The 24,498-nt window shown below is 33.9% G+C and carries 14 protein-coding genes and 1 riboswitch; of the genes, 5 read left to right on the top strand and 9 right to left on the bottom strand.

What is annotated here, in order from left to right:
- Positions 1-27 precede the first annotated feature (27 nt).
- The 3 genes from metE to ACN0TY_RS12055 all read right to left on the bottom strand — a co-directional run bounded on the left by metE (position 28) and on the right by ACN0TY_RS12055 (position 7,043).
- The gene (metE, locus tag ACN0TY_RS12065) at positions 28-2,346 is read right to left on the bottom strand and encodes a 5-methyltetrahydropteroyltriglutamate--homocysteine S-methyltransferase (RefSeq protein WP_417444708.1); all 2,319 of its coding nucleotides are present in this window, start codon (positions 2,344-2,346) and stop codon (positions 28-30) included.
- 143 nt (positions 2,347-2,489) lie between these two features.
- A riboswitch (cobalamin riboswitch) is annotated at positions 2,490-2,671 on the bottom strand.
- A 319-nt stretch (positions 2,672-2,990) separates the two neighbouring features.
- Positions 2,991-5,963 carry a protein translocase subunit SecDF gene (gene secDF / locus ACN0TY_RS12060; RefSeq protein WP_417444707.1) on the bottom strand — a complete coding sequence of 991 codons (2,973 nt, stop codon included), beginning with the start codon at positions 5,961-5,963 and terminating at the stop codon, positions 2,991-2,993.
- A gap of 153 nt (positions 5,964-6,116) precedes the next feature.
- Positions 6,117-7,043 (bottom strand): malate dehydrogenase, encoded by a 927-nt coding sequence (locus ACN0TY_RS12055; protein ID WP_417444706.1) that lies wholly within the window; start codon positions 7,041-7,043, stop codon positions 6,117-6,119.
- Positions 7,044-7,255: 212 nt separating this feature from the next.
- On the opposite strand from ACN0TY_RS12055, the gene ACN0TY_RS12050 reads away from it, so the two are divergent.
- The gene (locus tag ACN0TY_RS12050) at positions 7,256-8,050 is read left to right on the top strand and encodes a hypothetical protein (RefSeq protein WP_417444705.1); all 795 of its coding nucleotides are present in this window, start codon (positions 7,256-7,258) and stop codon (positions 8,048-8,050) included.
- A 75-nt stretch (positions 8,051-8,125) separates the two neighbouring features.
- Here the strand turns inward: ACN0TY_RS12050 and gyrB are convergent, their stop codons facing one another.
- On the bottom strand, positions 8,126-10,066 hold the full coding sequence (gene gyrB, locus ACN0TY_RS12045) for a DNA topoisomerase (ATP-hydrolyzing) subunit B (RefSeq protein ID WP_417444704.1): 1,941 nt from the start codon (positions 10,064-10,066) through the stop codon (positions 8,126-8,128).
- Positions 10,067-10,424: 358 nt separating this feature from the next.
- Positions 10,425-12,095, bottom strand: coding sequence for an asparagine synthase B (asnB, locus tag ACN0TY_RS12040; protein ID WP_236959910.1), 1,671 nt, complete (start codon positions 12,093-12,095; stop codon positions 10,425-10,427).
- A 251-nt stretch (positions 12,096-12,346) separates the two neighbouring features.
- On the opposite strand from asnB, the gene ACN0TY_RS12035 reads away from it, so the two are divergent.
- Positions 12,347-12,889 (top strand): DUF2911 domain-containing protein, encoded by a 543-nt coding sequence (locus ACN0TY_RS12035; protein ID WP_236959911.1) that lies wholly within the window; start codon positions 12,347-12,349, stop codon positions 12,887-12,889.
- 101 nt (positions 12,890-12,990) lie between these two features.
- On the opposite strand, the gene ACN0TY_RS12030 is transcribed toward ACN0TY_RS12035, so the two are convergent.
- Both ACN0TY_RS12030 and ACN0TY_RS12025 read right to left on the bottom strand, forming a co-directional pair.
- The gene (locus ACN0TY_RS12030; RefSeq protein WP_417444703.1) at positions 12,991-13,599 is read right to left on the bottom strand and encodes a hypothetical protein; all 609 of its coding nucleotides are present in this window, start codon (positions 13,597-13,599) and stop codon (positions 12,991-12,993) included.
- Between the two features lie 34 nt (positions 13,600-13,633).
- Positions 13,634-15,253 (bottom strand): amidohydrolase, encoded by a 1,620-nt coding sequence (locus ACN0TY_RS12025; protein WP_417444702.1) that lies wholly within the window; start codon positions 15,251-15,253, stop codon positions 13,634-13,636.
- A gap of 162 nt (positions 15,254-15,415) precedes the next feature.
- Here ACN0TY_RS12025 and ACN0TY_RS12020 point away from each other — a divergent pair, with 162 nt between their 5' ends.
- Positions 15,416-17,638 carry an FUSC family membrane protein gene (locus ACN0TY_RS12020; protein WP_417444701.1) on the top strand — a complete coding sequence of 741 codons (2,223 nt, stop codon included), beginning with the start codon at positions 15,416-15,418 and terminating at the stop codon, positions 17,636-17,638.
- A gap of 192 nt (positions 17,639-17,830) precedes the next feature.
- Here ACN0TY_RS12020 and ACN0TY_RS12015 read toward each other — a convergent pair whose 3' ends face one another.
- Together ACN0TY_RS12015 and ACN0TY_RS12010 are read right to left on the bottom strand one after the other, a co-directional pair.
- A complete protein-coding gene (locus ACN0TY_RS12015) occupies positions 17,831-19,582 on the bottom strand; it encodes a TonB-dependent receptor (protein WP_417444700.1) in 1,752 nt (583 codons plus the stop codon).
- Between the two features lie 57 nt (positions 19,583-19,639).
- On the bottom strand, positions 19,640-22,666 hold the full coding sequence (locus tag ACN0TY_RS12010) for a tetratricopeptide repeat protein (protein WP_417444699.1): 3,027 nt from the start codon (positions 22,664-22,666) through the stop codon (positions 19,640-19,642).
- A gap of 351 nt (positions 22,667-23,017) precedes the next feature.
- Between ACN0TY_RS12010 and ACN0TY_RS12005 the strand changes: the two genes are divergently transcribed.
- Entirely contained in the window at positions 23,018-23,701 is a 684-nt protein-coding gene (locus ACN0TY_RS12005; RefSeq protein ID WP_417444698.1) for a cell division ATP-binding protein FtsE, read from the top strand.
- 21 nt (positions 23,702-23,722) lie between these two features.
- On the top strand, positions 23,723-24,487 hold the full coding sequence (locus ACN0TY_RS12000; protein WP_417444697.1) for a hypothetical protein: 765 nt from the start codon (positions 23,723-23,725) through the stop codon (positions 24,485-24,487).
- Positions 24,488-24,498: the final 11 nt, after the last annotated feature.

Below are 24,498 nucleotides of genomic sequence, written 5' to 3'. Positions count from 1 at the left end.
GCATGATAATTTAATCACTTACAGAAGCTACGAAACTTCCACTTGAAACTTTTCTCGTAACGATTTAGCGGCACTTACCATGGCCACCAAAGCATCATTAGTTTCCTTCCACCCTCTTGTTTTCAATCCACAGTCAGGATTTACCCAAATATTTTTTATAGGCAATAAATCGGCTGCCTTCTTAATCAGATTTTCCATTTCCTCAGCATTAGGAACCCTTGGAGAATGAATATCATAAACCCCTGGCCCAATTTCATTAGGATATTCAAAATCTACAAATGCATCTAATAAATCCATTTGAGAGCGAGAAGTCTCAATCGTAATCACATCAGCATCCATATCTGCAATACTTTCTATGATATCATTGAATTCAGAATAACACATATGCGTATGTATTTGAGTTGCATCTTTTACCCCAGAAGCAGTAATTCTAAAGGCCTTAATTGCCCAATCTAAATACCCCTTCCAATCTGCTCTTCGCAAAGGAAGCCCCTCACGTATTGCAGGCTCATCTATCTGAATAATTTTAATTCCAGCAGCTTCCAAATCAACCACCTCTTTTCGAATTGCAAGCGCAATCTGATTCGTAGTTTCTTCTCTAGACTGATCATTTCTCACAAAAGACCATTGTAAAATGGTTACAGGTCCCGTTAACATCCCTTTTACAGGTAAATCTGTTAATTCTTGCGCATATGCTGTCCAAGCAACTGTCATTGGCTCTAACCTATCTACATCTCCGTATATAATTGGCGGTTTTACCGCTCTAGATCCATAACTCTGCACCCAGCCAAATTTTGTAAAAGCAAAACCATCTAGCTGCTCCCCAAAATATTCAACCATATCGTTACGCTCAAACTCGCCATGTACCAATACATCCAAACCGATCTCCTCCTGCCATTTTATAGCTTTTTTAATTTCCGTAGTAATAGCATCGTTATATTCGTCTTGAGATAATGAAGCATTTTTAAGTTTAGATCTCAGTAATCGCACTTCTTTTGTTTGCGGAAAAGAACCTATAGTTGTTGTTGGCAACAAAGGAAGCCTTAAACTCTCTTGCTGCAAAATCTGCCGATCCGTAAACTTACTATTTCGTTTACTCTGAGAAGGGGTAATATTACTAACCGCATACTGCACCTTTTCTTTGTGGATTAACTTAGATTCCTTTTTGGAAATCATCGCTTTTTTATTCTCCTCCAAAGCCTTTTTATTTGCATCACTATTAACTCCAGAAGCCAAATTCGAAATCACTTTCAACTCTTTGATCTTTTGCTTGGCAAAAGCCATCCAATTTTTAACCTCTAAAGGCAATGTAGTCTCATCTGTCTCATTATCGAGATCAAATGGAGTATGCAATAACGAACAAGAAGGAGCAAGTATCAACCTATTTTCACCTACTTTTTCTTTTGCCTCATTTAGCAACAACAAAGAAGCTTCAAAATCATTTTTCCAAATATTTCGTCCATCAACAATTCCCAAAGAGAATCTTAAACTACTTGGGGCGCTTTCTAACGAAGAAACCACTTCGTTACCTCCTCTTGTAAGATCAAGATGAAGAACGGCCACAGGAAGCTCTAAAACCCAATTTAAATTATCTCCGAGTGAACCAAAATAGCTAGTCAGAAAAAAAGATATTTCTGGAAATCTTTCAGCTAAAGTTGCATAAACAGATTGAAAAGCTTTGCGTTCCTTTTCATTTAAATCCATCACAAGAAACGGCTCATCCAACTGAATATTTTTAGCACCATTATCCTGTAATTCAGCAATAATTGCACAGTAAACAGGAAGCAATCGATCTATTAAATCCAAACGATGGAAGCCTTCTTCCTTTTCCTTCCCAAACAGCAGATAAGATACAGGACCTATTAAAACAGGCTTAGCTTCCACTCCCAATGCTATAGCTTCTTTATATTCTTGAACCGCCTTTGTAGAAGTATATTGAAATTCTTGATTCTTATAAAACTCTGGAACTATATAGTGATAATTGGTGTCGAACCACTTAGTCATTTCCATGGCAGTAATATCAAAACCATTTTTCTGATAGCCACGAGCCATGGCAAAGTAAAGATCCAATTGATTATCCTCTTCCAAAAGAACCTCAGAATAACGTGGCGGAATGGCTCCTAAAGCCAAAGACATATCTAATACTTGATCGTAAAACGAAAAGTCGTTTACAGGGATAAGATCTATACCGACCTCCTTTTGAAGTTTCCAATTTTCTGCTCGAAGACGCTTTCCTTCTTCCAACAGCGAATCAACATCAGTCTTTCCAGACCAATAGTTTTCACAAGCTTTTTTAAGCTCTCTTTTAGCACCTATTCGCGGGTACCCTAAATTTTGTGTGATCATTTTTTTGTTTTTAATCTATTAAACACTCTTGATCCTTTACAAGGCGCTTACGGACTAAAACAAAATTCAATAGCAGCATACACCAAATTAAAAATAAGGTGTAAAAACTATCAATTCTTGAATATTGCTTCAGGTCGCGAAAGCAGCATCATTTTAATTTCGGCAGGTCTCCTGGCTTGTAACATTTCTACCTCCTTCCCATCGTTAGACAGTGGATTTATTGATAAAAACTGGTTTGTTACTTACAGTTGCGCGACAGCTTGTGATTTTCACACAATTCCCTATTAATCTACGTAAAAGTAAAACCGCAATTAGATTGATCGATATGTAAAGAACTTATATCGGTGTAAAGCTACATAATATTTAAATAGAAAAGATATTCTTTAAAAACAGCTTCTATAAAAATTGTTATAAAAATGATTAGGGTAATTATCTTCTAGAAAAAAGAAGATACCAAGCTTTCCGCTCGTAGTATTTGCTATTACAAAGAAACTAAAGGAGAAGTCAGTAAAACAAGCTAAATCAAGGTTAAAAAGGGGTAATAGCAGAAAGAAATAGCAAAAGCTACCCGCTGCAATCCTTATTACAAAAAAAAAGAGCTACCCGAAATAGGTAGCCCTTTTAAGAAATTATATATTTTATAACTATTCAGTTATTTTATCACCTTTTTTCTTTAAAGTGTCAAACATAACTGGTGTTGCAATAAATAATGATGAATATGTACCTACAGCAATACCAACAATCATGGCGAACATAAACCCTCTTAAAGATTCTCCACCGAAGATAAATATTGATAATAACACTACTAATGTAGTTAAAGAGGTATTCAAGGTTCTACTTAAAGTGCTGTTCAATGCTTCATTAGCATTGTGTCCGCCTCTCCATCCTTTTTCTCTAACCACCTCTCTAATACGGTCAAATACAATCACGGTATCATTTAACGAGTAACCAATCACCGTTAAGATCGCCGCTATAAAAGCTTGATCGATTTCCATATTAAATGGCATGATGCTAGATGTAAGAGAGAAGATCCCTAATACTATTAAAACATCATGGAAAACTGCAACTACAGCTCCTAATGAGAATTGCCATTTACGGAAACGTAATAAGATGTATAAGAATACAACTGCAAGAGATCCTATAATAGCCCAAACTGCATTTTTCTTAATATCATCTGCAATTGTTGGACCTACTTTTATAGACTGTAAGATTCCAATTTTGTCCTCTCCACTACCTTTAGAAAAGTCTTCATAAGTAATACCTTCTGGAAGGTACTTTTTAACTGCTTCATAAAGACCTTTTTGAATCTCTATGTCAACAGCAGTTCCTTCTTCATCAACTTTATATTTTGTAGTAATCTTAACCTGATTTGCATCTCCAAAAGTTTTCACCTCTGTGTTTCCAAATACGTCATTAAGATCATTAGCTATATCAGAAGGATTCACTGGATTTACAAAACGTACTTGGTACGAACGTCCTCCAACAAAATCCACACCACCTTCAAGTCCTTTAGTCAATAAAGAACCTAAACTAATTATAATTAAGATGGCAGATATAATATAAGCTTTCTTTCTTTTTGCTAAGAAATCGAAATTTGGATTCTTAGGTAAAGATCTAGTTATAGAAGTTGTAAATGTTAATGGATTCTTACCTCCTTTTACATTCCATTCTACTAATAATCTAGTAACAAAGATTGCAGTAAATAAAGAAGTTGCGATACCTATTATTAAAGTAGTTGCAAAACCTTGGATAGGTCCTGTTCCGAACAATAATAAGATAATAGCTGTTAATCCTGTTGTAATATTTGCATCTAAAATAGAAGACAATGCATTACTAAATCCATCTGCAATTGCTTGCATTTGTCCTTTTCCTGCACGTAACTCTTCTTTAATACGCTCAAATATAATTACGTTGGCATCCACCGACATACCGATTGTTAAAACGATACCGGCAATACCAGGTAATGTAAGAACTGCACCTAATCCTGCAAGCACACCAAATATTAAAATAATATTAAATACAAGTGCGATGTCTGCAAAAATACCAGCTTTACCATAATATAGTAACATCCATAACAATACTAATACCATTGCTACGATGAAAGAGAACATACCACTACTAATAGCTTCTTGTCCTAATGATGGTCCTACAACCTCCGACTGGATAATGTCTGCAGAAGCAGGTAATTTACCAGCTCTAAGTACATTCGCTAAATCGTCTGCTTCTTCTAACGTAAAGTTTCCAGAAATCTCAGAACTACCTCCAGAAATTGCTCCCTTAGATACTCCTGGTGCAGAGTAAACAATATTATCTAAAACAATAGCAATATTACCTTGCTCTCTAAATGCTTTTCCTGTAAGTTCTTCCCAGATTTTAGCTCCACGAGAATTCATCTGCATAGAAACTGCTGGTCTTCCTGCCATATCATAAGCTTGAGAAGCATCTGTAATAACATCTCCGCTCATATCTGGAATGTTCTCACGATTAGCTTTCAACGCATATAATTCTACAACCTGTGTATCTTTAGGAGGAATCCCCCATGCGAATTTCACATATTGTAAGTTATTAGGAAGTTGTTGCCTAACTTGAGGCATTTTTAAATACTCATCGAATTTTGCAGTATCTTTAGTAGCAACCATTGCAACTACTGGAGAACCTTGCCCTCCACCACTAACGATAAGATCGAAAAGTGGATTCACTTGGTTTGCAACATCTAAAGAATCTTGATTTGCATCAGACAATAAAGAATCGATTTCAGAAGTAGCTTCTTCTTTAACATCATCCTTTTTATCAGTAACAACAATATCTTTTAAAGTATTATTAGCAGCAATTAAGAAAGGAGCTACTTGGTCTGCTTTATAAGTTTCCCAGAACTCTAATTGTGCTGTACTTTGAAGTAAATTCTGTACTCTATTTACATCTTTAGCCCCTGGTAATTCTACCAAAATACGTCCAGAAGTACCTAAACGCTGAATGTTTGGTTGTGTAACTCCAAACTTATCGATACGCTTACGCAATACTTCGAATGCAGATACAATCGACTCATCAATTTTTCTTCTAATAATTGGCTGAACTTGATCATCTGTCATTTGGAAGTTGATCTCTTCGCTCAACGATTTATTAGCAAAAATATCTGGAGATGCTAATTTTGTAGAACCAGCACTAGCCTTTTCAAATTCAGCAAAGAATAAGTCAACATAATCATCTTGACTATTTTTTGAAGCCTCATCTGCTTGCGCCAACGCTTTGTTAAAAACAGGGTCTTTAGTATCGTTCGCTAATCCTTTCAAGATATCTTTTACAGATATTTGAAGAATAACATTGATACCACCTTTAAGGTCAAGTCCTTTGTTTAATTCTTTTTCTTTTACCTCATTGTAGGTAAAATCAGCAAATCCAAGGCTAAATACCTCTTCATTTCCTAGGGAGTCTAAATACCTAGATTCTTCGGCTTCTCGCTTCGCTACGTAGTTCTCTTCTGCATCTGAAATCTTGTTTAACGCGTAAGTTTCAGCTTCATCATCTACCTTATTTGCAACAAAAGTAAAAGAAAGTTGATAAATACTTACAATACCAAACAAAATAGCAAACAGCCTAATAAGTCCTTTATTCTGCATTCTAAATTTATTTAATGGTCAATTTTAAAAACGGACAAATATAGCGTTTACGTTATGAACTGACAATTATTTTTTTGAAGATTTAAAGCACAAAAAAATCCTACAAAAAAATATTTGTAGGATTTTTCAATATCTAATCGAATTATTAGCTTTTTATAGCTCTAAAAGTCCATTTGTTTTTCTAACTCCATCTGCACTTTCTTGCATTTTAGTCTTCTCAGCATCAGATAGTTCTATTTCAACAATCTTTTCGATTCCATCTTTCCCTAAAATTACAGGAACTCCAATACAGATATCAGACAACCCGTATTCTCCGTTCAATAAAGTTGAACAAGGAAACATTTTTTTCTGGTCGCATGCAATTGCTTGTACAAGTCCAGATACCGCTGCACCAGGAGCATACCAAGCACTTGTCCCTAATAATTTAGTCAATGTAGCTCCACCAACTTTAGTATCTTCTTTTACTTGCTCTAAACGCTCTTCTGACAAAAATTCGCTAACAGCTACACTATTTCTAGTTGCCATACGCGTTAAAGGAAGCATTCCAGTATCACTGTGTCCTCCAATTACCATTCCATCAACATCAGAAATAGGAGCTCCTAAAGCTTCTGCTAAACGGTATTTAAAACGTGCGCTATCTAAAGCACCACCCATTCCGATAATTTTATTCTTTGGAAGTCCAGTTGTTTTATGAACTAAATATGTCATTGTATCCATTGGATTACTTACTACAATGATAGTTACATTTGGAGAATGCTTAATCAAATTACTAGAAACGTCTTTTACGATCCCTGCATTAATTCCGATAAGCTCTTCACGAGTCATTCCTGGTTTACGAGGAATACCACTAGTAATTACTGCGATATCAGAATCTGCAGTTTTACTATAATCACCAGTAGTACCAGTAATCTTAGTATCGAAACCATTCAAAGAAGCTGTTTGCATTAAATCCATTGCTTTACCTTCAGCAAAACCTTCTTTAATATCTAATATTACTACTTCTGATGCAAAATCTTTAATTGCGATGTACTCTGCGCAGCTAGCACCTACTGCTCCTGCTCCTACAACTGTAACTTTCATATTTTTATATATTATTTATTTAAACGATTCTATTGAAAACACAAAGCTACTAATTTTAACACAACAAGTAGCTTTGAAAAATATTAAATATGTTATAAAAAGAACACAAATTTTGGATATCTGTAATTTATTAGAAAGCTAAAAAGGTTATTGGCACAATAATTGAAAATATATCAAAACCTTTTTAGACTATAGAAATAAAACCCAATTATATGAAAACAACCACATTTAAAAACATTCTGATTGCAATCAGTTTTATTAGTTTACTCAGCTGCGCTTCTACAATAGATAAAGTTGTTGTAAATGCAATTTCTGCTCCAGATTCCGATATTAAAGTAAATCACCTTTTAATGCCAATGCCAAACGATCCGCACATGGCAATGACAGCAATTATGCCTCCTAAAGATGGAGATCAAGAAAGAGCAGATAGCTTGGCTAGAGTAATCAAAAAAAATATTACTAAATACAAAGATATAGAGGTTGCCAAGTCTGATGGATATGAATTTTTCCCTCCTGAACCTCCTGCTGATATGAATATTGTTCATCTTGTAAATAGAAAATTTTCAGCTAAAGAAAATAAAAAATTCAATTCTGAAAAGCCTGGATCTATTTTATACGAAAGAGATGGCAATGGATGGAAGCTTATCGGCGCTATGATAACTGCTCCTGTTGATGCATCAGAAAAAGAAATGAACGAAAGAGCTCCTCTTTCTGTAACGCAATGGCATTTACATAAAAATGTATGCGTCCCTAAACCTATTTGGGATGGAGAACAATGGAAGAAAACATTTCCTGACGGATCTCCTGTTTACGGACCTACAAGCAAAGTTACAACAGCTTCTGAATGCTCAAAATATCAAGGCCGTTTCTTGCCAGTTGTTTTTGGATGGATGACACATGCTTATGTTTTTGTTGACAACCCAGACGATGTCTGGAATCAAATGTACGGACACACAAGCAGTGAACACGACATGCATGGAGACCATCAAAAACATGAAAATCATTAAGCACATACAATCCAAAAAAAAAGTGCTGTCCTTTTAAAGGGCAGCACTTTTTTTATATCTAATCTATACCTTTAGTTAGGCATCAATATTTGCATAAACTGCATTCTTCTCTATAAACTCTCTACGTGGCGGAACCTCATCTCCCATTAACATGGAGAATACACGATCTGCTTCTGTACCGCTATCTATAGTTACTTGACGCAAAGTTCTAAACTCTGGATTCATTGTAGTATCCCACAATTGCTCCGCATTCATCTCCCCAAGACCTTTATAACGTTGAATCCCTGCGCTACCTCCGTATTGCTGAGCCAACTCATCTCGTTCTTTATCACTCCAAGCATATGCTTTCTTAGCTCCTTTTTTAACTAAATATAATGGAGGCGTAGCAATATATACATATCCTCTTTCTACCAATTCTCTCATATATCTAAAGAAGAATGTTAGAATTAAAGTAGCAATATGCGAACCATCGACATCGGCATCACACATAATCACTACTTTATGGTAACGTAGTTTATCAAGATTTAAAGCTTTACTATCTTCTTCCGTACCAATAGTAACCCCAAGAGCTGTATATATGTTTCTAATCTCTTCGTTTTCGAAAACCTTATGTTGCATTGCTTTTTCAACATTTAAAATCTTACCACGAAGAGGCAGAATAGCTTGGAAATTTCTATCACGACCTTGTTTAGCAGTTCCACCCGCCGAATCTCCCTCGACAAGGAATACTTCACATTTCTCTGCATCCTGTTCTGAACAATCTGATAGTTTCCCTGGAAGTCCACCACCACTCATTACAGTTTTACGCTGCACCATCTCACGAGCTTTACGAGCTGCGTGTCTAGCATGTGCTGCAAGAATTACTTTCTGAACTATTATTTTAGCATCGTCTGGATGCTCCTCTAAATAATTCTCTAGCATTTCTGAAACAGCCTGAGATACAGCAGATGTAACATCTCTGTTACCTAATTTTGTTTTCGTTTGTCCTTCAAATTGAGGCTCTGCAACTTTAACAGAAACAATTGCCGTTAGTCCTTCTCGGAAGTCATCCCCAGAAATCTCAAACTTTAATTTATCTAATAACCCTGAAGCATCCGCATATTTTTTTAACGTTGTAGTTAAACCACGTCTAAAACCAGATAAATGCGTTCCTCCTTCATGAGTATTAATATTATTTACATACGAATGTAAGTTTTCGCTAAAAGAAGTGTTATAAACCATCGCTACTTCAACAGGAATATCATTCTTCTCCCCTTCCATAGAGATCACATCACTAATTAGCGACTCACGAGTACCGTCTAAGAACTTTATAAATTCTTTAAGACCTTCTTCCGAATGAAATTTCTCAAATATAGGCTCTCCATCTTCTCCTTTAACACGCATATCTGTTAACGTGATAGTAATTCCTTTATTCAAAAAAGAAAGTTCACGCATACGACCCGCTAAAGTATCGTAACTATATTCTAATGTCTGCTTAAAGATTGTTGGATCTGGCTTAAAAGTAACCATTGTTCCTCTAAGCTCTGTATCACCTACAGACTTAACTGGATATAATGATTTTCCTCTCTCATATTCTTGTTCCCAGATAACACCTTCTCTATAAACCGTAGCTTTTAAACTTTCAGAAAGCGCATTTACACAAGAAACCCCAACTCCGTGAAGTCCCCCAGAAACTTTATAAGAATCTTTATCGAACTTACCTCCAGCACCAATCTTAGTCATTACAACCTCTAATGCTGAAATTCCTTCTTTTTTGTGAATATCTACAGGAATCCCACGACCGTTATCCTCAACAGTAACAGAATTATCTTCATTTATAACAACACGTATCGTATCACAATGTCCAGCTAAAGCTTCATCAATAGAGTTATCTACAACTTCATATACCAAATGATGCAAACCTCTTACTCCTACATCTCCAATATACATCGATGGACGCATACGAACATGCTCCATTCCTTCTAGCGCCTGGATACTATCCGCCGAATAATTGTTCTTTTTAATTTCTTCGCTCATAAAATTATCCTTTCTAAATTAATTGAAAAACCTAAAAAACAAGCAAAGAAGCTAGTCTCTTAAATCTCTTATATTAATACTTATTTTTGAAACATTTATACATAAAAAAATGCACTAGGTGCATCTTTTTGAATACTCACAAATATACGAAAATTAAGCCTGTTTTAAAAGCTTTTAAGCATAAAGCAGTTAAAATTATCAACAATTGTTGATTACTTAAAAAAGCTCTTAGAAGCTCTTAAAATTAGTTTAGAATGCATTTATTCGGATTTTAACATTTCCTAAAAACTCAAAAAACAACAAAACCTCTTAAACAAGAGGTTTTGTTGTTTTTATAATTTAAACAAACGACTATTTTCTACTTTTGGTAGGCATCTGCGTGAACTTTTGCTACCGCTCTTCCAGAAGGATCGTTCATGTTTTTAAAAGCTTCATCCCACTCTAAAGCAATCTGAGTACTACAAGCTACCGATGCTTCTTGAGGCACACAAAGTGCTGCTGCATCCGACGGGAAGTGTTCAGCAAAAATAGACCTGTAATAAAACTCTTCTTTAGAAGTTGGAGTTTGAATTGGGAAACGGAATTTAGCATTTGCTAATTGCTCATCGCTAACTTCTGCATTTACAACTTCTTTTAAAGTATCAATCCAACTATATCCTACTCCATCAGAAAACTGTTCTTTTTGTCTCCAAGCAACACTTTCCGGTAGATAATCTTCAAAAGCCTTACGAACAACCCATTTCTCCATACGCTCTCCGTTAATCATTTTGTCTTGTGGGTTAATACGCATAGCTACATCCATAAATTCTTTATCTAAGAATGGCACACGTCCTTCAATACCCCATGCAGCTAAAGATTTATTTGCACGTAAACAATCGTACATATGTAACTTACTAAGCTTTCTAACCGTTTCTTCATGAAACTCTTGTGCATTTGGAGCTTTATGGAAGTATAAATATCCTCCAAATAACTCATCTGCACCTTCTCCAGACAATACCATTTTTATCCCCATAGACTTAATCACTCTAGCCATTAAGTACATAGGAGTGGAAGCTCTAATGGTTGTAATATCGTATGTTTCTAAGTTGTAAACTACATCTTTAATAGCATCCAATCCTTCTTGAATTGTAAACTTAATTTCATGATGCACTGTTCCTATGTGATCTGCTACTTTTTGAGCAGCAGCCAAATCTGGAGATCCTTCTAATCCTACAGAAAAAGAATGAAGTCTTGGCCACCATGCTTCAGAAGTGTCATCAGATTCTATTCTTTTTTCAGCATATTTCTTAGCTATAGCAGAAGTAACAGAAGAGTCTAATCCTCCAGAAAGAAGTACACCGTATGGCACGTCTGACATTAATTGTCTGTGAACCGCTGCCTCTAATGCATCTTTTACTTCTTGAATGCTTGTTTCATTTTCCTTTACAGCATCATATTCTGTCCAATCTCTAACATACCATTTTTTAAACTCTCCATCAGAACTATGCAAATAATGCCCTGGAGGAAAAAGCTGAATTTTACTACACACACCTTCCAACGCTTTCAATTCTGAAGCTACATAAAAAGTACCATTTTTATCCCATCCAATATAAAGTGGAATAATCCCCATATGATCACGAGCAACAAAATACTCATCTTTTTCAACGTCATAAATAGCAAATCCAAAAATTCCATTCATTTCATCTATAAAGTCGGCTCCCTTTTCTTTGTATAACGCTAAGATTACCTCACAATCTGATTCTGTCTTGAAGTTATATTTCCCTTCAAACTGCTTACGAAGATCTCTATGGTTATATATTTCTCCGTTTGCAGCTAAAATAAGCTTACCATCATCGCTAATTAAAGGCTGAGTTCCAGAAGCTGGATCTACAATTGCTAAACGCTCATGCGTTAAAATAGCTTTTTCGTCACTATAAATCCCACTCCAATCTGGACCTCTATGACGTACTCTTTTAGACATTTCTAATAACTGAGGCCTTAAGTCTTCCGCCTTTTCTTTTAAATCGAATGCACAAACAATTCCACACATAACTATATATTGATTTTTTTATTTCTGATTATTTATAAGACAAATATGCAATACTGGTTTCAAATTACAAATGAATAAAGCATTATGACTTACATATATCAACTAAAAAGCATGATTATGATCGAATTTAAAATTTTATTTAAAAAAAATGAAGCTTTTTCATTAAAATTTGTAAGTTCTCGTAATTTTACTATACTATACTTATGTAAGATTACAAATAACTTATTAGCTTTAATCATTAAAAATTAAACATGAAAAAAACTATTTTCGCTATGTTATTCATAGCCGCATTATCATTCACAACACAAGTTGAAGCACAGAAATTTAGCGGACTAGACAAAAGTCCTGCTGATATTGCCTATTTTAAAGCTGATAAAAAGGCCCCTCCAATTATTAAGGTTGTTTACGGAAGACCTCAATTAAAAGGAAGAGTTGTTGGGATAGATTTAGCTCCATACGGAGATGTTTGGAGAACTGGAGCTAATGAAGCTACAGAAATTAAATTTTTCCAAGACGTTGCTTTAGGTGACACGCAAATTGCTGCTGGAACTTATAGTTTATTTACAATTCCAGGAAAAACAGAATGGACAATCATTATTAGCAAAGACACTGATGTATGGGGTGCTTATTCTTACAATGAAGCAAACGATGTTGCTCGTCTAAACGTTCCTGCTGGAAAAGGTGACGAGTCTTTAGAATCTTTTTCTATCACTTTTAGCAATACAGATACTGGCGCTAATTTAATTATGGGATGGGATAAGGCACGTGTAGAAGTTCCTTTTACTATAAAATAACAATAACTCCTTGAGTTATCTAAAAACACCCCTGAGGATATTACTTCAGGGGTGTTTTTTTATTTGTGAATAAGAAAATAACATACACTAAGTTACTAAACTCATTTACATTTACAGTTTTTCTTAAGTTTTTTAATATTCTTCTTCATCGATTTTGTCAATATTTTATAGGAAGTAGGAGCGAAAACAAAGTCTGGATCATCATCATCTTCATCTTTTGAAATAGAAACAGACCCCCTTGTATTTATATAATGAATCTGTGTTTGAGTTTTTAAATCATAAAAAGCAATAGACACCTCAGCAATATTATCATCATCAGCTAAAGGATTATCGTTCTCATAGCCCATTCCTGTAAATTCACTTTTTATTACTTTTCCTTCAACAGTAATTAGGTAAGAAGCATCTGTTCCTTCATGTAATAATTTTAACTCCTTTTCGCTAGGTTCAAATGGAATCTTTGATGTTATAAGATTTTTTTGTCGCTCTTGATGAACATCTACTATAGCATCCTTAGCACAATCTTTAAGAAAACCCATTAACGCCTCTTCCAACGCATCATTATCACAATTTTCACATGTAGCGTCATTTAATACCCATCTTCCTTGAGAAAAATCGAGAGCTCCTTTAGAGCCTAAACTCGTATTATAGGAAGCATGATAACAGGAGGCAAAAGAGATAACAACAATAAAAACAATGAATTTTCTAAACATAAGTACTTCTAATAGGAGTCTTAAATATAGAAAATTATTTCACTTGTTTTCCCCCTACAAAGGTTCTATTCACTTTTAGATTTGGAATGTCACTTTCAGGAACTTCCATTATATCTTTATTTAAAACTATAAAATCTGCAAACTTCCCTACTTCTATACTTCCCTTTTCATCCTCTTCAAAGTTAGAATATGCAGCCCAAATTGTCATTCCTTTTAAAGCCTCTTCACGACTTAAAGCATCTTTAATCTGAAAACCTCCCTTTGGATATCCCTTTGTATCTTTTCTAGCCACCGCAGCATAAAAAGTTAAAAATGTACTTACTCTTTCTACTGGAAAATCTGTTCCTAATGCTATCGTTCCAGCTTTATCTAATAATTTTTTATAAGCATACGCCCCCTTAATCCTTTCCGAACCTACTCTATCTTCTGCCCAATACATATCGCTAGTAGCGTGTGTTGGCTGTACAGAAGGAATTATATTATTAGAGAAATAATCGAAATCCTTTTCATCTACAATTTGAGCATGCTCTACTTTCCAACGTTTATCTTTTTTATCAGCTAATACTTTCTCATACGCTCTAAGCACCACAACATTTGCAGAATCTCCAATTGCATGTGTATTCAATTGAAAGTCTGTTTTAGACAATCTTTCAGCAAGACTATATATTTGATCAACTGGAGTTACCATTGCTCCAAAATGATTATGTTTATCAGAATAAGGGGATTTCATAGCAGCTCCACGAGATCCCAAAGCGCCATCGGCATATGCTTTTACAGAGCGCACATCCAACTTATCTGTTTTTAAAATTCCTCGATCTAAAAAGTAATCTACATTTTCTTTTGTATTACTTATCATTGCATACACTCTCATATCTATAGCACCAGACTTCTGTAAACTATCGATAAGTAAAATTGTTTCTTTATCAAGTCCGGCATCATTAACGGTTGTTAATCCATAATCAAAACAAATTTCTTGAGCATCTTGTAAAGCTTTAGTCGCTACACTTGTTGTGATTTCTGGAAGTATCTTATCCACAAGACTCATTGGATTATCTATTAAAACACCTGTAACCTCTCCATTTTCAATTACTATCTCACCACCATCAACCACAGTTTCTGCTGTAATACCAGCTAAATCCAATGCTTTCTGATTCACTAAATAAGCATGACCATCTATTCGAGATAAAACTACAGGCGTTTCAGGAAAAATAAGATCTAATTCTTCTTTGGTTGGAAACTCTTTTACTTCCCAATCGTTTTGATCCCATCCTCTTCCTATAATAAAATCTAAATGACGTTCATTTTGAAACTGCTGGATACGCTCTAAAACCTCATCATAACTTTCGGTGCCAACTAAATCTACATTTTGCTCTTGTAACCCTAAACCATAAAAATGACAATGTGCGTCTATAAACCCTGGATAAACTGGTTCTCCTTCAAAGTCCATAATAAGATCAGAAGTATATTTTTTTGAAATCTCTTCTGAAGTTCCAACAGCAACAAATTTCCCGTTATCAATAGCAAATGCTTCAGCTTTCGACATCGCACTATCAACAGTATAAACATTAGCATTTAAAACTACTAAATCTACAGTTTCGCTCTTAGCACAAGAAATCAATATTAAAAATGCGCTTAATAAAAATAGGTTTTTCATAAGTGAGATTATTAATGGTTTATTTGAAACAAAGATAAAATGTATTTTATAATATGGGTGTTTCTAACATAAGAATAGCGCCAAGAGCTTATTAAAATGTGAGATTAGAAGATTAATACACATAAAACTAATAATGTACCTTTGTAAAACAGAAGTAAATGAATGATACAAAGAATTACACAATTTTTAAAAAGCTATAATTTCACCAAAGGATTACTAATATCCACTGCGGCTTTTAGTGCTATTGCTTTTTGCTACTTTTATTTGAATATGACAATTGGAGCTGGCGCTGCTTTTGGTGTACTTCTTGCATCTTCGAGTGATATTCCCGGGAATAAAAAGCACCATATCTACGGAATATTAATTTCATTATCCTTAGCTGTAATTAGCTATATAACGATACATTTAACGATACCATACCCATATCTACTTATCCCTACTCTTGCTATTTTAGTTTTTGTAAATTCTTATATTTCCGTATATGGTTTTAGAGCTTCTTTAATTGCTTTTTCTGGACTCCTTGCTGTTGCATTAAGTTTTGCGCATCCGCTTACTGGTATTGATATTTTTTATAACGCCTTTTATATTATCGGTGGTGGACTCTGGTATTTATTAATTTCCTTGATTTTTGAAAACACTAGAACCAAGCAGTATAGTGAAGAACTTATTATTGAATGCATGCAGCTTACTGCGGAATATCTTAGTACTCGTGTAGCACTACTTTCTGCAATAGACAGAGAGAATGCATTAAATAAACAACTGAGTTTACAAAATGAACTCAATGAGAAACATGAAACTTTAAGAGCACTACTTTTAAGTCAGCGGCAACGATCTGGCTCCAGAAAATCTAGGAGACAACAACTCTTAGTTTTTATAGAGCTTATCGATATTTTAGAGTTTGCAGTAGCAAACCCCCTTAATTACAAAAAATTTGACAATAGCAGTGATGCCTTTAAAAAAGTAGCCATACAGATAGCATCTACAATGGAACTGGTTGCAAATAGGCTTCAACAGATCTCAGAATACATATCATTAGGGAAAGAGATTCCTGATGATACTGAAATTCAAGATTTATTAGCTACTTCCCACCAGTCTATAGAAAATTTAAAACTGAATATCGATCTCAAAAAAAATAGAGAGGAGATATTAATTCTGAGAAACCTATACGATTATACCGAACGTCAGTCTCAAAAAATAAATACAATTAAAAAAGTTGTAAAGGATAATGTTACCAATGAAATTTCAATTTTAAAAAGAAACGAACGCCTTAAGTTTATTACGAGTCAAGATTATAGCTATAAGATATTGCTTGAAAATTTCACTTTAAAATCTCCCATTTTTAAACACTCACTTCGTTTGGTAGTTACTGTTCTAGCGGGATATGCTATTGGAAGCATTTTTTCTCTACAACATGCCTATTGGATTTTACTTACCATAATTGTTATTATGAGACCTGGATATGTTCTTACAAAAGACCGATCTAGGCAACGTATTGTAGGTACATTAATTGGAGGAGCCATCGCAGGTGGAATTGTATTGCTTACCGACAATCAGACTGTGTACATTGCTATAACTTTTATAACAATGACATTATCTTTCACCTTTATTCAGCAAAATTATAAAGCCTCAGCTACTTTTATTACACTTACTATCATCTTTGTATATGCAATGCTGTCTCCAGACGCTATTACAATTATTAAATTCAGGATGATAGATACCTTAATTGGAGCTGGGCTTGCTAGTATTACAAACTTAGTTTTATGGCCTGCTTGGGAAAGTCAGAATATAACCAATCTAATCCAGCAGGCTGTACTCACAAATAAAAAATATTTAGAGGAGGTTAAGAATTTATATCATGATAAAGCTACCGTTAAAACGCCTTATAAAATATCTAGAAAACATGCTTTTATAGCCATTGGAAATCTACATGCTGGTTTTCAAAGAATGACACAGGAGCCAAAATGGAAACAACAAAATTTAAATAAACTATACGAAATTGTTGTAACTCAAAACACCTTACTATCTGCTACAGCATCTTTAGGAACTTATATACAGATTCATCACACTACTGATGCTACTATGTATTTTGACACTTATATGAAGGCAATTGATAATGAGTTGAATTATTGCGGCGGAATGCTTCAAAATAAACCTATTCAAAAAGAAGATGATCTGAATCTAGAAGAAGCTAAAAATTATCTAAATCAAGTATTTCGAGATTTATCTCAGCAAAGAAATAGTGAAATTGATGCTGGACTACTAGAAATCAATGCCGAGCTTAGAGAACGACTAAAAGAAGTTAGAATCATCTCTGAACAATTAGAGTGGCTACATAATTTATCGAAAAACTTACATACAGCCATTAAAGAGTATTCTAAACAATAAAAACACCCATAAAAAAAGAGTTAAGATAAATCACCTTAACTCTTTTATATTTTATTCGTAGTTCATATAAGACAGTAACAATTAATTCTACTTCCTAATTAACTTATTACTTTCTTACTTTCCTACTTTTCAACTTTTAACTTTTAACTTTTAACTTTTAACTTTTTTACTTTCAAACTTCTTAACTGTATCCTACAAATCAAATTTATAGGCTGCACCTGCTAAGATTTGAAATCCTTGTACCGGATAATTAACCAATCTATTATATTGAGAACCCGTTATATTATTCGCTTTTATAAATGCCGACCATTGAGCTGTAATATCATACCCAATATTAGCATTCAAATCGAAATAACCATCTAAATTCTCTATAGACAACTCCTGACTGCTAGGTAAAGTTATATTCCCGACCAAGTCTTTACGCTCACCTACATAAAAAGCATTCAATCCAGCAGACCATTTCCCTTTTGAATAATTTCCAAACAACGAACCTTTAATAGCTGGTAAATTCCATGCCTCAGTTTCATCATCTGAACTATAATCTGCAAACTCTCCGTTTATCCCCATTGTAAGGTTACGGTTTACGTCTACATTAATCTCTCCAAATACAGAAATAGTGGTAACGTCATCATAGATTACTTCAAATGAATTTCCATAAGCATATCCTTCATTATTAACGATTCCTGAATCATCTAAGCCATGAGAACTATTAGAGCGATACAAACCTTTATCATTTTCTTTTATGTACGATCCTCTTAAGTTGTAACCTACATTTGGCAGAAAACGTCCCTTAACCCCTGCGAAACCATTATACTTTTGGTCCGTTGGTGTTATATCTATTGTTGGAGAGATATAAGGATTCTCTTGAGCATAATCGTAATACGAGTTTTGTTGCAAGTCTCCTTTCACTCCTCCATATGCAGTCACATACTCTTCAACTATATTATAAGCTACATCTACTTCTGGATAGAAAAAGAAATCGCCATCGCTATTTTCGATATCTTGATTATAAACAACAGAAGCCCCTAAATTCAAGGTAAGTTTATCAGATAAAATCTGAATACTTGGAGTTACTCCTGCAAAAACATTGCTGTAATTTATATCATTTGTATTAGCATATTCTCTATCAAAACTCCCTCCTACATAATCTACTTCAACATCTAAATTCATCAACTCTTCTCCTACTGGAAATTGAAATTTTGGTTGTAAAACCGCTCTATTCTCTCCAGAACTAAATCCATCCCAAAAACGACGGTAATACACTTCTCCACCAGTAAAATAAGAATCTTCAAATTGCATATTCGCTCCTACAAAAGCCGTGTAATAGCTTTGCTTTTCATCAATATCGCTAATAACACTCTCCTGAATTTCTGCTGGCACACCATACCAATTGTAAATTTGATGCTTAAAACCTCCATTTACACCCCAGCTCATATAACGGTTTCTTTTTCTATAATATGCCTCCAAAGAAGTATCGTAAAACTTATCATCTAAAGCTACATCATCTATTCCTCCTTGTGAAGAATGGTGATTCAACATTAAGTCTAAGCTTTCATCTCTATTAAAATCACGACTCGTGTAAAAGTCTAGTTTTGCAGTATTATAATTCCCCAATCCTAAAGACAAATAGGAATTATATAAACGCTCTCTTGCCGCTTTCTGGAGTCCTGTTGCCTTTCCTTTTGAAGGTGTAAAAGTAGAAGCTACCGGCACAGAAAAAATAGTATAATTAATATCTTTTGTAGCTGTTGTAATAGAATCGTTTAAGGATGGTTTCTCCTGAATTTTATTAGCATCAGAAATAGTTGGCGTATATGGTTTTACCACATTTACCACTTCAGTTCCTATATCTTCCTCTTCTTTATTATTTTCTTTTTCCTGAGCCATTACAAAATAGCTGCTAGATAATATGAGTAGTGCACTTAGTATTAAATTCTTGCGCATTTTATATCGTGGTATATCGTTATCTCTTATTAATTGATTCGTTTGCATAAAACAAGCTTAATTTTGATTTGGATTAACAGAAGAATTTCTCTGAGCCTCTTTAGTTTTTATTATAGAGAGTTCCGTATTGGCCTCATTTACAATTTCTGGATACTGCGAGAAATTATCAATTACACTCTGTAAAATATAGGTTGCTTGAAAAGCATCATCCATGGCAAAGAAATTCTTAGCCATAATAATTAATCCTTTTGCTCCTGTTTCTTTATATGCTGAAAAGTCTTTTGCTAATCGTTGCGCTGCAACATTAGAAGCTTTATAATCTCCCTCTTTATTTTTAAAATAAGCATCATAATACAAAGCCTCTGCTCCTAGCTCTCCTGTAGCTATCTTTTGAACTTCTGCATAAGCCTTTTTAGCTTTTACTTCATCATCCGTAGCAATTGCAGAACGAGCAATCATGGTATAAGCATCACTTTTTATTCGATCGTCTACCTTTGGTGTATTCAATACCTTTTCGGCATAAGAAATAGTTTGCGGGTAGTTTTTCAATGCATAACTAGCTTTCATGATATTAGACTGTGCAAAGATGATATTTTGTTGAAAATCTGCTCCCTGCTCTAATTTCTTTAAAACTGTAATTGCTTTGTTATAATTCTTATTATCTAAATATATCTCTCCTACTCTTACATAAGATTCTTCAGAAAACTCATTTCTTTTCTCATTAACCACATACTCATAATGTGGTAACGCTTTTGCTTTATCTCCTTCTTTATAGTTTAGCTGAGCTAAGTAAAAATGTGATTTTAAAGCGTTCGTTCCTTGCGGAAATTCATTTAGATAAGCTTCAAAACCTTTCTCTGCAGCAGCATTTTTATCTTGTAAATATTGTCGCTCAGCAGCTTCAAAAGAAGCACTCTCCAACTCACTTTCTGTAACATTTACAAAATCTAATCCTTTTACCCATGAAGCATATTCGCCTACACGACCTTCATCTACATAAACTTGTTTTGCTGTAGAAACGGCTTGTAAAGATTCTGGAGTTCTCGGGTATTTACTAACAACTGCTTTAAACTGACTTAAAGCTTTCTCGTTTTCCCCTTTGTTATAATAAACAAGTCCCTCTTTTAAGATTGCTTTCGGCACAAAAGAACTCATACTATATTCGGAAGCTAGCTTCCCGTACGCATCGATTCCTTTTTGTGTTTGGTTATCATTTATGTATGTATTTCCAAGCTCGTAATAAGCATCATCTCTTAATGGAGATTTCGGAAAATCGTTTACAAAAGATTCTAATTCATTTATCTTCTTCTCATTTCTATCTACAAAACCATAGCTAATTGCTTTTTGGAAGTGTGCATAATCTGCTTGATCTCCTCCCAATTCTATCGCTTTATTATAAGCTTCCATCGCTGGCCAATATTGACTAGCTGCAAACTGACTATCTCCCATTCGCAAATAACTATCCTTTATTCGCTCTACATCATCTTTATTACCAGCAGCTATAAAAGATTTAAAATGACTAGCAGCCTCACTATAATCTTTTTGCTTGAAATAAGCATATGCTAAATTATAATCTAAGTTTTTAAATTCTGGAGTCTGCGCAGCCATTGCATTCTGATCAAACTGCTTAAAGCTAATTATAGCCTCATCATACTCTTCATTTAAATAAGACACTTCTCCATTCCAAAAAGTTGCTCTCGCTGTAAAAACTGGATCTTGTTGTTCTTTTGCTGATTTAGCAAAATACCCTTGCGCCTCATCATAATTCCCTTCATTATAAAGTTCTAATCCTCTATAAAAGGCTACTTTCTGATAGGTCGTTTTTGTACTGTAATTCTTATTACTTTCCAATAATTTTAAAGCAGCATCATAATTCTTAGATGTAATATATGAATCTACTAAAAGCTCTTGAATCTCTTGTGTATTTTCACTCTTTGGATATTCATTTAGATAATTACTAAGAACCAAAGGAGCACTCTGATAAGGATTCCCAATCTCATAACTCAAACGAGCATAATTTAAAAAGGCATCTTTTTTTATCTGAGCATCATAATCCATTTGTGAAGCATTTCTAAATGCATTTAATGCCTCTTGCTTTTTATCAGTCTCTAAATAACATTCTCCCAAATGATAATATGCATTTTGAGCTACCGAATTATTCCCCTCTACAATCTTATTAAATTGTCCGATTGCCAACTCATAATCTCCTTGCTTGTAATATGCATATCCTAGTAAATAGAAATCGGTGTTACTCCACTTTCCACTCTTTCCTTTATATTCTTTTAAATATGGAATGGCAGCCTCATATTCTTTTTTATTGAAATAACTCTCCCCTATAATTTTATTTAATTCTGAAAGTTCATTTCTATCTGCTGAATTTAATTGCTCTTTTCCTAAAGTGATTGCTTTATCAAAGTTTCCGAGCTTAAAATTCATATCAGCTTGGTAGTAAGATAAATTTTTATTCAACTCTTGATTACCAGAAACTTGATCAAAATATTCATTCGCCTGATTGTAATCATCTCCTTGGTACGCCATATACCCCATATAATATTTCGCCTGAGAACCGTATTTTGGAGAAGCAGAAACACGCTCTAAATACTCTCTAGCTGGCGCATACTTTTTAGCCACAAACAAAGAATATCCCTTTTTAAAGTTGAATTCTTCACGTTCAGAAGCACTCATCGATTGATCTTCAGCAAGATCATACCAATGTAAAGCATTTGGATATTTAGCCTGATTAAAATAATAATCGGCAACATCTAAATAAGCAGAATTTCTTTTTGTTGAAGTAGGATAATTAGTCACAAAGTCTTCCATCAACTTATCTGCTCCCAATTGATTGGTGCGAATCCCAGCGTTGGCAATATAATATGCAGCATTAGCTTCCGTTTCTGCATCTGTAGTAGCTCTCTTTACATTTTCGAAAATTACTTGGGAAGCCTGGTACTGCTTTTTGTTATATAAATCTAAAGCCTCATGAAAATCTTTTTGATCGTACGTGTAAATTTTTGATTGTTGTGCAAAAGAAAAAGTACTTCCAAGTACTAATAGCACAGTAAATCCTTTGTTGGTCAGATTCATAAAAATTAGTTTAATCCCTATATTTGGGTTTAATTATTTCGATGTTAAAACATCAATATAAGTTGATTCTATTTAATTTCAATATTTCGTAGCATATACTACAAAATCGTCGGTTTATTTATTCAAAAATACGTGAATGAACGTATTAATAACGTGGTTTTTTTGTTATAATTATCCTAAAGGAATAAATTCTGATATAGAATTACATATTATATTTACCTTTACAATAAGTTTTACCAAAAGTTATCTGATAATCTTAATATTACATTTGATATTTTTACTGAGATTGTTCTGATAGCATTATAAAAACTAAATTTAACTGTAGAAAACAAACAACCTTTACTAGAGACTATGAGTGAAATAATATTAGAATTAAGAGATGTTGCTATTTATCAAAAAGAGAATTTGGTTTTAAGTGAGATTAATCTTAATATTTCACAAGGAGAATTTGTGTATCTTATTGGTAAAACTGGAAGCGGAAAAAGTAGCTTCATGAAAACACTTTATGGAGACCTTCCTCTTACACAAGGCTCTGGTAGTATTGTTGACTACGATCTACGCTCGCTTAAAGAAAAAGAAATTCCATTTTTAAGAAGAAAATTAGGTATTGTTTTTCAAGACTTTAAACTACTTCCAGACAGAACTATAAACGATAATTTATTATTTGTTCTGAAAGCTACTGGATGGACAGATAAAAGTCTTATCACTGCAAAAATAGACGAAGTACTTACTAAAGTAGGAATGGCAACCAAAGGGTTTAAGTTCCCGCATCAATTATCTGGTGGTGAGCAACAGCGTGTCGCTATTGCAAGAGCTTTATTAAATGACCCTGAACTTATCCTTGCAGATGAGCCGACAGGAAACCTCGATCCACAAACAAGCGTAGAGGTTATGAAGGTATTGCAAGACATCAATAAAAATGGACGTACCATCTTAATGGCAACTCATGACTATGCCTTGCTATTAAAATTTCCTTCTAAAACCTTAAAGTGCGACGGAAGTAAAGTATTTGAAGTGGTTCAGAAAAACGTGTAACCATACAAGTATTTTTTAAACATGTATAATCCTTACAAACCATTTTTAAATTCCTTTTTTGAAATTATAACTGATTTCAAACATTCTTCTAAACGAGTTAATAAAGTATTACTAGATGATGTGAAAAAACACACTTCTAAAGAAGCAATATATTCTGCTGGAACCTCTCTTATTATAGGGGACTGGACTGGACCAACAGATAATGGATGGAAACTTAGCTTTCATACTGGCATAGATAAGTTTACGGTAAAAGAAAATTATAAAATTGAAATTGAAAAAATACTATCAAGAGAATTTGGATTAGCTTTCTCTCAATGCTACGAAGCTTTTGAAACATTTTTAAAAGATTGTATAGATTCTAAAATTATTCGTGACCCTAATTTTAAACAATCACTAAATTTTAAAAACTCATATTCAAGAAAAGAATTAAAAGGTGGTGATGAATTATTTAAATTAATCAAAAAAGCTAGCAATAATTTATTCAATGAATATTCAAGAGAAAATAACTGTAATTTCAAATTCAAAGAATTATTTAAGGTATATTCAGAAGTAAGACACTCTATAACTCATTCACAAAGAATACTAACTGTCTCAAAAATCCCTAAAACACCATATTACGTTGGATTGTTCGAGCACTTATTTCCTAATAACAAATTAGAAGGAGAAACTATAGAAATAAAACTTAATTATGAAATCCTCAATAGAAATTTAATATATTTCTCTGAATTTGCATTTCAAATTTTCAAAATACTAAGTCAGTCCGAAAGTTATGAATGGAAACATTAAGAACTAAATCT

This window comes from Joostella sp. (assembly GCF_048266025.1).
GTDB classification, from domain to species: Bacteria; Bacteroidota; Bacteroidia; order Flavobacteriales; family Flavobacteriaceae; genus Galbibacter; species Galbibacter atrarenae.
Note: the sequence above shows the minus strand (reverse complement) of the source record. Positions and strands in the feature narration are given on the sequence as shown.